Raw genomic sequence first — 12,341 nt, forward strand, 5'->3', positions numbered from 1 at the left:
ACTTGAAATTAGGCGAGTGTTCATGCATGATAATTCAAAAAAGAACAAAGGAGTGCAAAGAATGCCAAACAAACTACAACAGCTTGCACAAAATATTTTAACATCGCAAGGGAAAATTGAGGCGGATTTTATTTTACGTAACGTACAAATTGCAGATGTTTTTACATTGACGTGGAAAAAAGCAAATATTGTCGTTAACAATGGGCAAATTGTGGCGCTTGATACAATGAATAGATTTAAAGCTAAAAACGAAGAGGATGGCGCAGGAAAATATGTTGTACCTGGTTTAATTGATGGACATATACATATTGAGTCATCGATGTTAACACCTGCAGAATTTAGCCGTATACTGATCCCGCATGGCATTACAACAGTCATTACAGATCCTCATGAAATAGCAAATGTTGCAGGTGCGGAGGGCATTCAGTTTATGCTAGAAGATGCCAAAAAAGCAGATATGGATATTTTTGTTATGTTGCCATCTTGTGTTCCGGGCACACATTTTGAAAATGCAGGGGCAACGCTGACAGCTACTGATTTAGAGCCGTTTTTAAAGCACGAAGATGTTCGAGGTTTAGCGGAGGTCATGGATTTCCCTGCAGTATTAAATGGTGAAGCCAGCATGCTTGAAAAGATTATTCTTTCACAACAGGCTAATTTAGTTATAGATGGACATTGTGCGGGCTTAAATAGTCATCAAATTACGGGCTATCGTGCTGCTGGTATCCATACAGATCATGAATGTGTAACGGCACAGGAGGCTACTGATCGTGTAGAGCAAGGGATGTATGTATTAATTCGTGAAGGCTCAGCAGCAAAAAACTTACGTGATTTATTGCCTGCTGTCAATGCAACAAACGCTCGCCGTTTTGGCTTTTGTACCGATGATAAATACGTTGACGAGTTAATGGATGAAGGTAGCATTAACTTTGATGTCGCAATGGCCATTGAGGAAGGGATGGAGCCATTGCAGGCTATTCAGCTTGCAACTGTTAATACAGCTGAATGCTATCGTTTATATGATCGAGGCGTTTTAGCACCAGGTTATAAGGCGGATTTTGTATTAATCGAGAATATCGACAATATGCGTGCAAAGGCAGTTTGGAAAAATGGTATTAAGGTTGCTGAAAACGGTGCGATGTTAACGAATCGTACTGAACCCATTGTACCTGCACATATTCATCGCTCTGTACATTTACCGCATGTAACGAAGGACATGCTTAGCATTCCATTCCATAAAGGTACGAAGGCGAATGTTTTGGAAATTATACCAAATCAGCTTATTACGAACCATTTAGTAATAGATGTACCTGTGAAAGATGGCGTATTTGTACCTTCAGTTGAACAGGATTTACTAAAGCTAGCAGTGATTGAGCGGCATCACAATTTGCATACCACAGGTCTTGGTATTGTGAAGGGCTTTGGTTTACGAAAAGGGGCAGTGGCCACTACTGTAGCCCATGATTCGCATAATGCATTAGTGGTAGGTACGAATGATGAAGATATGTTACTTGCTCTGTCACGCATTCAAGAAATTCAAGGAGGTTTTGTCATAGTAGCAGATGGTGAGATATTAGCGGAAATGCCATTAACAATTGGGGGCTTAATGACGGATGCACCAGCAGATGAGGCGAAGAAGCAATTAGCAAGTCTGCATAACGCCCTACACGAGCTCAATCCAACACTAGATTTTCATTTTTTATTGACGTTTTCATTTGTCGCATTACCAGTTATCCCTGCTTTAAAGCTAACAGATACAGGGCTATTTGATGTGACAACATTCCAACATATTCCGGTAGAAGCGGAAGTTTAACATTAGAATATCTCAATGAAATTAAAGTGTCCTATTAAATAATTATGCCATTTCGGCAAAACGAGGGGGGATTTCCGTTCCGTCTGAGCGCTTTGTAGCTGACGCTTCGTTTTCGCTACAGAAAACCATTTGTTGCTGCCGCTTCGCTTTCGCACAGAAAAAACATTTGTAGCTGACGCTTTGCCTTCGCACAGAGCAAAGCTTCCAGGGGGTGTCCGATGAGCCGCTTCGCTTACGCTGCAGGGTCTCATTTGTGACGCTGATCCCCAAGGAGTCGCTCAGTCTCCACTCCAATCAACCACATCGCTTACTTAGTATGTTCTTTTGATATGTTAGTCTTATTTATAGTGAAAATAACGAAACTTCACCAAATGGTAATATTGTCCGAAAGCGAGTAACCTGGAACAGAAATCACATCAATTTAATGCGCTGTAACATTCACCAAGATTTCCTCGACCATATAAAAAACGACCTAAAAGCATAGCCGCTTTCAGGTCGTTTTTTATATGGGATAAATACGTGCTTTTAATTTCTTATTTAATATGGATGCTTGCATCAGTGCTTGTTCATCATGAATAATTTCACTAGGTTTGTTTGCTTCACCGATAATATACGAGGAGAACGGCATCTTTAAAAAGTCAAAAATATATTGGAATTGTTGAATCATTGGTAAACCCTTTATATATGGATCGTCACCACCAACAGCAACAACAATGGCTTCTGTAGTTTGTAGTTTCTCTTTTAGCTGTGGAAACCGCTCATCTCGAATAGCTTGACTCAGTCGATCTACCATGTTCTTCATGATTCCCGACATGCTGTACCAATATATTGGTGTTGCAAAAATAACGAGATCACTTGTTAAAAACGCATGGATAATTTGATCATAATCCTCATCTACAAACTGAAAGCCATTGTTATCATGACGTAAATCGTTAATGGGCTCAATCGTTAAATTTTTTAGATCTATTTTTACATGATTTATGCCATCTAATACATAATCAGTTAGTTGTTCACTATTACTACCTACTCTAGAGCTTCCAATAAAAGCTGTAATGTTCATAACAATCCTCCTCTATTCTTCAGGCTATAACAAGTGTAAACTTATATTTATTATCGATAAAGCAGAATCTTTCGATGGAATATATCGAAAAAAACGATTTAGAGGTGGGGAAGATGGATCTTAAACAACTGCAAACGTTCTTAACAGCATCAGAAACGTTAAGTTTTACCCAGACTGCACAGCTACTAGGCTATGCTCAATCGAGTATAACAGCACAAATTAAATCGCTTGAAGAAGAGCTTGATGTAGTCCTTTTTGAGAGGCTTGGAAAACGTATTACCCTTACAGAGGGGGGCAAGCGATTACAACAGTATGCTCAAAAAATGCTAGATTTAAATGTAGATATGAAAAAAGCTGTAGTAAATGAACAAGCACAAGCGGTGTTAAAAATAGGTGCACAGGAAAGTCAATGTGTGTACCGTCTGCCGAGTATTTTACAACAATTTCAGAAAGCACATCCACAAGTAAAAATCATTTTTAAGCCTGTCAATACGACCGAAATCGCCAAAGATTTATTGCAGTCAGGCAAGCTTGATATAGCGTTTATTACAGATGCATATAAGGAAACACCTATGTTACATCGTGAGCGACTTATTCGAGAGCAATTAGTATTTGTCAGTGCATCTACTAATAGCAATGTGGACAGAGAGGTATTTTCTGTACAGCAACTCTCAAATGAAACGATGCTTTTGACGGAAAGCGGTTGCTCCTACCGCAATCAATTGGAAGTACAGCTTCAGCAGAAAGGTGCGCTACCAATACAAATGATTGAATTTGCAAGTATTGAAGCTATTAAGCAATGTGTGATGGCTGGCTTAGGTATTACATTCTTGCCCAAAATGGTGGTGGAGAAGGAGTTAGAAAACAATCGCTTAAAAGAACTGACTATATCCATGAATTTAGCTGATATTTTTACGGATATCGCTTGGCATAAGGATAAACACATATTTCCATATCTCGCTGATTTTATAGAGATTGCTATGAAGATGTATAAGAAGTTTTAAGAGTTTGTTATACCCTGACTGATGATAAAAGATCTAGGTCACCTGTTGTTTGTAAAAGTAATAACGATGACTTGGTGAGTGTATCCTATTATCATTATGATGGTGAAGACATCGAACTTGTTGCTTCTTTAGCATTAAAAGATTTATTAAAATCGATATCGGCAGAGAAGGCACCATTTGAATTAAACTGTTCAAGATAAAGAAGTTATACTCACACGCTATGTTGTATTTAAAGGTAAACCTACTGTTGAAAAATATGTTTTTGATCGCATAGATAAAAAATAAAAGGTTTCTGAGAAAACAGAGAGAATCTACAAATCCGTAGAATTCGCTCTGTTTTCGCTTTCTTTAGTACGCTAAATACAACGCATTGTTATGTAGACGTTATTGAAAGGTAAAGACGTTAGTTTAAAATAAGTATAAAAGTGCGAATGAATATTTTTATCCATTCGCACTTTTTAGTTCTTTTCACTAAGAAAGAGTATTATTGTGATTTATAAAAGTACCTCAAAGGTGTTCCTTTATGAGTATTCTTCGGGCCTATGAAAAACTTATTGTTTCTTTAAAGTACCAGAAAAATTAGTTCCTTCATCATGCTCTGTGCGACAATCTACCTCGGTAATTTTAAGCGCATTATTAAGGTGCTCAAATTCTACTACACAACGATTGCCGTTTGAGGATTTGTTCATCACAGCCTTAGTGCTAGAAGTAATAGTTGCTGTCCCATCGACACTCCCTGCAGCTGTCCCATCATTGGCAGTAATAAATATTTTAAAGCTTTTGCTTGTTGCGTTTGAAATATAGGCATCACGACGATTAAAATCAGTTGTGCCTGTACCCCATTTATAGTAATACGAATAGTTACCATCCCAAGCACTATTAGAAGGTGTTGTCAGCTGCATCGTTTTATCTAGCTGGCTTTGCCCATTTTTTGCTCGTGTATTTAAAGAAGCATTACTCGTATTTTCATGTATTGCCTGTGCGTCCTCTGAAATTTCATAAAAATTTCTTTCATCCATACGGTGTAGCATTGTCACGACTTGTGCGCGTGTCATATTGTTAGTTACGCCAAAAAACTTCTGTAAATTGCGGTTTTCATACTGAAAGTTTTGTCCAGTGGAAATGTAATAATCGAGTAAAAATTGTATGGATTGATCTAATCCACTTTTACCATTAGCTAAATGTGTAATTGCCTGTGCCACAACACCGCGCTTCACACTAGCTGCGCGTATATTATTATCAAAATATCCGTTTAATGGAACACCGTAGCTCGCAAGACGATTGTAATATTCGTCAGACCCGTTTGCAGTAGGGGTTTGTTTTTTTAACTCATCATACGGTGATTCAAGCTCATAAAAATTAGCTAGTAGTTTTGCGAATTGTTGCTCTGTGATTGTTGCATTGGGCTTAAATGTACCGTCTGGATAGCCATTAACGATATCGTATTCCTCTGCCCACATGATGGCTTCATAGGAATAGTGATCTTCTGGCACATCTTTAAAGCCAGCAGCTTGTACAGTGTATCCAGTTGCCACAACAAGTAGGGGAAGCAATAAAGTGCACACTAATTTTTTCATTAGACTCAGTCATCCTTTCTTTCTAGTCATGTTAATAGTTTGAAGGATATGGATATAAACTGCAAATTTTTTTAGTTTATAGACTGAAGAAAACTATTCTTTTATGAAAGAAGGAATAAAAAGAGATGTTAAATGGTTTAAATAAATACTTCCAAAAATGGATGCCTATTTTAACACCGTTTAGCTTAGTAATTGGTGTGTTGTTTGAGAACGTAGGGCATCAGCTATTATTTTTAGTGCCGTGGCTGTTCGCTTTTATGACATTTGCAGGTAGTTTAAGCATGAATTTTAAAGGAATAAAAAATCTTAAAAAATACCCAACAGAAATAGTAATTGTTATTGCATTTTTACACCTACTCATGCCAATTTGGGCTTATTTTGTATCAAACATGATCTTTCACGATCATCTGCTGACAATTGGTTTTGTTTTAGCAGTCGTTATACCAACAGGGGTAACTAGCTTTATTTGGGTTAGTATTTGTAGGGGGCATCTTGCATTGTGTCTTGCAATTATTTTAATCGATACACTCATTTCGCCCTTTGTCATTCCAGCATTACTTCATATTGTAGTAGGGCAATCAATCGAAATTGATACTGTTGGTCTCATTCTAGATTTACTTTGGATGATTGTTGTGCCTTCTCTTATAGGTGTAGCGTTAAATGAGTTTACTAAAGGTGAAATTGAGCTTACATTAGGAAAGAAATTAGCCCCTTTTTCAAAACTTAGCTTATTTAGTATTGTAATGATTAACAGTAGTGCAATTGCCCCTTATATAAAAAATATTAACTTGGAGCTTGTTAGTGTTATTTTGGTCGTATTTCTACTAGCTGTATCAGGATATGCTTTTTGTTTAGTATTAGGGCATATGCTTTGGAAGGATAAAAGCATTGTTACGATGTTCGTTTTTACAGGAGGGATGCGTAATATTGCTGTAGGGGTTGTAATAGCGACTACATACTTTCCCGCAGAAACGGTTATGCCTGTGGTGTTTGGTATGCTATTTCAGCAAGTTCTAGCCTCGTTCTTTAGCCGAGTAATGGAAAAGTATCAGCTGAAATATGCGGAAGGTTTACTATAGGTTAAATGTAAAAATATCCGCGAATGTTCGAGAGGAAGCGAGTATGTAAGAGCTGCTATCCCGACAGTTATTAGAATGCTACATCATTTTTGTGACAATTAATGATGGTGAAGCTGTTACAAAAAGAAGAAAAGACACTAAAAATTTTGCTGCAAGATCATGAAGTGAAAATAAAAAAACATGAGGTTTCCATTATGCTACCTTCAGAATATGATGAAGATAAGCAGTATCCATGTTATTTAAATGTAGGATTATGGGGGAGATATTTCATATCAGAACTATAAATTTGAGAGTTAACACCAGCCCTTTTTATACAAGAAATTTTAGTGTTTTATGCTTGTCGGAAGTATTTTGAGTACTAATTATGTCACTTAAGAAAGAAGAGTGCATGAATGAAAGAGTTAGATGATGTAAAGCTAACGATTCTTCCGTTAATTATTTTGCTAATTCTTATACTTTTATGGAAACTGACAGAGTCTGTTGGTGCAGGGATGATGGTCATTATTTTCTGGATAGGCTGGCGGCGCCTTGTAAAAAAATTAATATGAATTGAAAACGAGATTTTTCTAATGTTACGTAGTGTTAGTTTTAAGGCTCCTCATAAAATGTTAAATAACGGGTCTGTCGATTAAAAATTGCTAAATAGCTTTATGTAAAAACATAACGTTTATCTACTATCAGACTGTAGCTTTGTAATAAAATTAACGATATCAACCTTGATATAAGGGCAAATTCAAAGAGCATGTTTTGAAAAAAGATTGATCAAAACATGCTCTTATTTATGTGGCAGATAAAATTCATTATAAAAAAAATTTGATTATTTTTGATACCTTTGTTGCACTGAAGCTTCTGTTAGGAAGTATGTTTAAACTGCACGCAACTTAGTCGTTCATTTAATGTACCTCTTCCATAAGTTTGAATAGCTCTTACATAATTTACTCCAAAAAGTAATTAATATTATTTTAGAGAGTAATTTTTTGTTGCGATATAACGCCGTTTAATTCACAATATGGAGTTTATTTGCTCCTTTAGCAAAAGGAGGTACTGTCGGTTTGGTTGCAGCCCTGGAATGGGGCAGCTCGTAGTTTTAGCAGAATTACTCTAGCGTTTTAAAAATGAAGCATATAAAACAATCCTTTTAATGCCTAAAGGTGAACATCAAGGATTAAATGATCTTGTAGAAAATGTAGAAATCATTACAAACACCATTGAAGACACGTATGAGTGTATTGCGAATATTGGTGGAGACAAAGACATTATGTTCGTTGCAGACAGAACCCATGTTATAACAGGAGGTATCCAACAACTGCAGGAGAATCTTCAAGGGATTGGAATTCATTCTGTTACAACTTTCCTCGTTGATTTGACAGGCGAAGTTGTTGATGAAGATTTACCTTATGGACCACTTGAAACTTTTTGGCAATTTGATGCTGACCTTGCTGCAAGACACCGCTATCCAGCCGTTAATCCTCTTAGTTCAACATCAACTGTTCTCGAAGGAGCACATTTAGATCAGGAACATTTCACAATTCAACAAAAAGCCTTAAAACTTCTTCGCCGTTATCGGGAACTCCGTTCATTAGTGAATGTTAGTGGGATTGAACGGATTCCGACTTCTGAGTTACAAACATATCAAAGAGGAGAGAGACTTGAAGCCTATCTAACTCAGCCTTTTTATACTGCTGAGCCCCTAACAAATAAACCGGGCCAATCTGTCAGCCTTAAAGATACTTTGAATGATGTACAAGAAATTATGAACGGTGCTTTAGATTCTAGAGATGCATCAGAATTAGTGTTTATTGGGAGGCTATAATTCTAGAATAGGGAAAAAGGCCTTTTCTATTGTTTTTAAAGTTCTTCTTCAACTAATCTAACCTGTATGTTTAAGTACATTTCTTCATAATCTTCAAGTTTATTTTAATATTCAATATTAAATCACCTCTAAGAAAAACTAAAGAGGTGATTTTTATCTAAATTTTTTTGCAAATTTTTAAAGCTATACGGACATGTTTGATAATATGTTCTTTATCGCTTTCCTGATATAATCGAAAAAGCGATATTCCATAATTAAAGAACTAAATATATTCAAGACATACATATAATGAAATTAGTTAAAATGACTATGTACTAATATTTGTAATTTTGTTACGATTTATAAATTAATGATACAACAAGGAGATATAGCATGTGGCGTAATCGGAATGTATGGATAATTTTATTAGGTGAATTTGTTGTAGGTCTTGGCTTGTGGGCTGGGATTATAGGAAATCTTGCTTTTATGCAAGAAGTCGTACCCTCTGACTTTCGCAAATCATTAATTATTTCTAGCGGTATATTGGCGGGTTTAGTAGTAGGTCCGTTGGCAGGGCGTATTATTGACAGGTCAATGAAGAAAACAGTTGTACAGTGGGCTAGTGTAGGACGAATTATAAGTGTTGTGTTTATGTTTATGGCACTTTATACAAATTCGGTTATTTGGATGATTCTTTTTTTAATTACGTTGCAAATAGCAGCCGCCTTTTATATGCCAGCTTTACAATCTATTATTCCAATGATTGTAAAGGATAAGGATTTAATTACATTAAATGCTTGGCAAATGAATGCACGAACGATTTCAAGGATTATTGGTACTGCTGCAGCGGGATTCATGTTAAGTTTCTTTGAGCTGAAATGGTTGTACATCATTTCATTTATTGTCTATATGTTGATGTTTGTTATTACGAACTTCCTACAATTAGATGAAACGGCAAATCAATCGCTAACATCTAAGGAAAAGGGAGACTTTAAAGAAGTGTTACCGATGGTGAAGGAGCACCCGGTTGTTTTAATGACACTTGTCTTAATGTTAATTCCAACATTATTTTTAGGCTCCTTTAATTTAGTTATTATGAAAATTTCTGAGATTCACCATTCAACGACAATATCAGGATTATTATATACAGTTGAGGGCATAGGCTTCATGCTAGGAGCAGCAACTTTGAAATTATTTACGGAGCGGGTGAATATTGGAACACTACTCTTTACATTAGCATTTATTATCGGTTCGATGGAGCTAATGCTACTATTATCGGATATTAAATTCTTTGCGTTAGCAACTTTTGGCGTTTTTGGTTTTTCAGTAGGCTGTTTTTTCCCGACGACAATGGTGATTTTTCAAAAGCAAGTGCCAAAAGATTTTCATGGGCGATTTTTCTCATTCCGTAATATGATTGATTCTGTCATCTTTCAGTTCGTCTTATTGTCAACAGGCATGATGCTAGATTTAGTTGGTTTAAGTGGATTGGGACTTGTTTTTGGTATTATTAGTCTAAGTTTAACCATCACTTTTTTACTCTTTTCTAAGAAAAAGAGTGTTGTTATGCATGCTCATTAAAAATAAACAAAAAAAGAACTGTCAAATCTGTAAAATGCTTTGGCAGTTCTTATAGCTTAATTAAGTCTACATTTTTATTGATATTCCGAACGGGAAAGCCCAATCCTTTAAGTGAGGGGAAGCGTGTGGTCTGATAGGGAATGCACTAAAACCAAAAAGGTTTGTGGTGCTTCGAGTATCCGGAAAGTCCACTCTTTTTTGATGTATGTTGCAGTTTATAAAAAAACTGATACATTGTGTATATGAACGAATATAGACGAGACCGTACCATTAATTAACGTCATTTCGTTTTTTGTCCCCGGTACAGAAGAAAGATTTTTCTTCGTGCAGATGTAGAGGAAAGTAGAAGGAAGGTGTTGAAACATGCTTGGAAAAGCACAGGAAACAATGGATACATATATTGATTCACCCGAAAAACTAAAGAACTTATATAAGCGAGTGTTAATCGTTGTTAGTCTCTCACAAATTTTTGGTGGGGCGGGGCTTGCAGCAGGTATTACAGTAGGGGCTCTTTTAGCTCAACAAATGCTTGGAACAGATGCCTATGCAGGAGTACCCTCCGCTTTATTTACTTTAGGGTCGGCGGGTGCAGCTTTAATTATAGGGAAACTATCACAACGTTATGGACGTCGTACAGGTTTATCAACCGGCTTTTTTGTCGGTGGGCTTGGTGCAATTGGTGTAGTAATTGCTGCTTTGATGAATAGTGTGATTTTATTATTCGCTTCTCTACTAATCTATGGTGCAGGGACAGCGACAAATTTACAGGCTCGATATGCTGGTACAGACTTAGCTAATGAAAAGCAACGGGCTACTGCTATCAGCACGACAATGCTAATGACGACTTTCGGCGCTGTTTTAGGTCCGAATTTAGTAGAAAGTATGGGTAGATTTGCACTTTTAATGGGGGTTCCTCCCCTTGCGGGACCGTTTATATTATCATCTATAGCTTTTATATTGGCTGGGTTAGTACTTTTTATTTTGTTGCGTCCTGATCCATTAGAAATTGCAACAATGATAGAAGCACACAAACAAGAACTGGAACTTAGAAATAAGGCGGAATCCTTTCATAAAACAATCAACAAAAGAGGTCTTGCAGTCGGTGCAACCGTTATGGTACTTACTCAAATTGTCATGGTTGCTATCATGACGATGACACCAGTACATATGAAACATCATGGTCATGGCTTATCGGAGGTTGGAATTGTTATAGGATTTCATGTAGGTTCCATGTATCTTCCGTCGCTCGTAACAGGCGTTCTTGTTGATAAAATTGGACGAACAACCATGAGTATAGCTTCGGGAGTGACGTTGTTATGTGCAGGTTTATTAGCAGCATTCGCACGGAGTGATTCTATGGTTCTATTAATCGTAGCTCTTTCTTTACTTGGGTTAGGCTGGAACTTTGGCTTAATTAGTGGTACTGCTCAAATAGTCGATTCGACTGAGCCGTCCACTCGAGCAAAAACACAAGGGAAAATTGATGTTTTAGTTGCACTAGCAGGGGCTTCTGGTGGTGCTCTCTCAGGCATGGTAGTAGCTAATGCAAGCTATGCAACATTATCTTTAACTGGAGGCCTATTATCTTTAATCCTTATTCCAGTTGTCATTTGGTCAAGAAAAACTTGAGATAAATTATTGATACTAAAATTTTTATTGGTTACTTAAATAGTTTCAAAGTAACCAATGTTTTAAAACTTGTAGTGGAAAATCAAGAATATAGAGTGAATTTAAATAAAACTTTATAAAAAAACAACTTAATTTAAGGTTCCTTTGTTGACATTCGGTACTCCGAAATGTAAATCAAAAGAACCTTGTCCTCTTACTAAAAATAAATAACTATGTAATTAGCTATTTGTTTTATCATTTGCTTCTGTTTGATTAGATTCCTTAATCACCTCATTAAAGGATGCTTTCATTTCCTCGATTGTATATCCCGCTTCGAGTAATTCATTAGTTACTTGTTCTAATTTGTTCATTCCTTGATAATTTTTAAATCTAATTCCTCGTTATAAAATTGTATTCATTGACAAAAATTAAAAGTAGTTGTTCAAGCATGACTACAAATATTAAGACGTAGATTCTCACACAAACTACAATAACAAACATCGAAGGTAAGAAATATAACAAACTTTTTTCTTTTGATAACCATGAGAAATATATCTATATCATTACATCGTTATTTTATTAATGGAACAGTTTGATAAAAGATGCATAGTGTTTTACCGTGGAAACGATTTTAGTCTGTTTAATTAATTCATATAGTTCTTACACTTCTTTTATTTTTTTCGCCATTTTAAACAAGGATAGTATGGATGAAGGATTATCGTAAAGCTGATAATGGTTTCCTCTAAGAAGTATCTTTTTTGTTTCAGCGTCTATTACTACAAATTTGTGCCATTCTTCTTTTTCATTTTGGTGAAAAGAACCCATAA

The 12,341-nt window shown here is 36.2% G+C and carries 11 protein-coding genes; 8 read left to right on the forward strand and 3 right to left on the reverse strand.

What is annotated here, in order from left to right; all coding sequences use genetic code 11:
• Positions 1-61: 61 nt before the first annotated feature.
• A complete protein-coding gene (ade, locus tag ACIPKN_RS07585) occupies positions 62-1,813 on the forward strand; it encodes an adenine deaminase (RefSeq protein ID WP_400934726.1) in 1,752 nt (583 codons plus the stop codon).
• A 502-nt stretch (positions 1,814-2,315) separates the two neighbouring features.
• On the opposite strand, the gene ACIPKN_RS07590 is transcribed toward ade, so the two are convergent.
• On the reverse strand, positions 2,316-2,873 hold the full coding sequence (locus tag ACIPKN_RS07590; protein WP_400934727.1) for a flavodoxin family protein: 558 nt from the start codon (positions 2,871-2,873) through the stop codon (positions 2,316-2,318).
• A gap of 113 nt (positions 2,874-2,986) precedes the next feature.
• Between ACIPKN_RS07590 and ACIPKN_RS07595 the strand changes: the two genes are divergently transcribed.
• The gene (locus tag ACIPKN_RS07595; RefSeq protein ID WP_400935052.1) at positions 2,987-3,877 is read left to right on the forward strand and encodes a LysR family transcriptional regulator; all 891 of its coding nucleotides are present in this window, start codon (positions 2,987-2,989) and stop codon (positions 3,875-3,877) included.
• A 74-nt stretch (positions 3,878-3,951) separates the two neighbouring features.
• Positions 3,952-4,077, forward strand: a complete 126-nt coding sequence (locus ACIPKN_RS07600; protein ID WP_400934729.1) for a hypothetical protein — start codon at positions 3,952-3,954, stop codon at positions 4,075-4,077.
• Positions 4,078-4,428: 351 nt separating this feature from the next.
• On the opposite strand, the gene ACIPKN_RS07605 is transcribed toward ACIPKN_RS07600, so the two are convergent.
• Positions 4,429-5,454 carry an S-layer homology domain-containing protein gene (locus tag ACIPKN_RS07605; protein WP_400934730.1) on the reverse strand — a complete coding sequence of 342 codons (1,026 nt, stop codon included), beginning with the start codon at positions 5,452-5,454 and terminating at the stop codon, positions 4,429-4,431.
• A gap of 125 nt (positions 5,455-5,579) precedes the next feature.
• On the opposite strand from ACIPKN_RS07605, the gene ACIPKN_RS07610 reads away from it, so the two are divergent.
• The 5 genes from ACIPKN_RS07610 to ACIPKN_RS07630 all read left to right on the forward strand — a co-directional run bounded on the left by ACIPKN_RS07610 (position 5,580) and on the right by ACIPKN_RS07630 (position 11,535).
• The gene (locus ACIPKN_RS07610) at positions 5,580-6,533 is read left to right on the forward strand and encodes a bile acid:sodium symporter family protein (protein ID WP_400934731.1); all 954 of its coding nucleotides are present in this window, start codon (positions 5,580-5,582) and stop codon (positions 6,531-6,533) included.
• A 392-nt stretch (positions 6,534-6,925) separates the two neighbouring features.
• On the forward strand, positions 6,926-7,081 hold the full coding sequence (locus ACIPKN_RS07615) for a hypothetical protein (protein ID WP_185903355.1): 156 nt from the start codon (positions 6,926-6,928) through the stop codon (positions 7,079-7,081).
• A gap of 593 nt (positions 7,082-7,674) precedes the next feature.
• A complete protein-coding gene (locus tag ACIPKN_RS07620) occupies positions 7,675-8,346 on the forward strand; it encodes an ATP synthase beta subunit C-terminal domain-containing protein (protein ID WP_400934733.1) in 672 nt (223 codons plus the stop codon).
• Positions 8,347-8,718: 372 nt separating this feature from the next.
• Complete coding sequence (locus ACIPKN_RS07625) at positions 8,719-9,906, forward strand: MFS transporter (protein WP_400934735.1); 1,188 nt, start codon at positions 8,719-8,721, stop codon at positions 9,904-9,906.
• A 363-nt stretch (positions 9,907-10,269) separates the two neighbouring features.
• Complete coding sequence (locus ACIPKN_RS07630; protein WP_400934736.1) at positions 10,270-11,535, forward strand: MFS transporter; 1,266 nt, start codon at positions 10,270-10,272, stop codon at positions 11,533-11,535.
• 218 nt (positions 11,536-11,753) lie between these two features.
• On the opposite strand, the gene ACIPKN_RS07635 is transcribed toward ACIPKN_RS07630, so the two are convergent.
• A complete protein-coding gene (locus ACIPKN_RS07635; RefSeq protein ID WP_400934738.1) occupies positions 11,754-11,885 on the reverse strand; it encodes a hypothetical protein in 132 nt (43 codons plus the stop codon).
• Positions 11,886-12,341 lie beyond the last annotated feature (456 nt).

Source organism: Lysinibacillus sp. NPDC086135, assembly GCF_044746345.1.
Classification (GTDB): Bacteria; Bacillota; Bacilli; order Bacillales_A; family Planococcaceae; genus Lysinibacillus.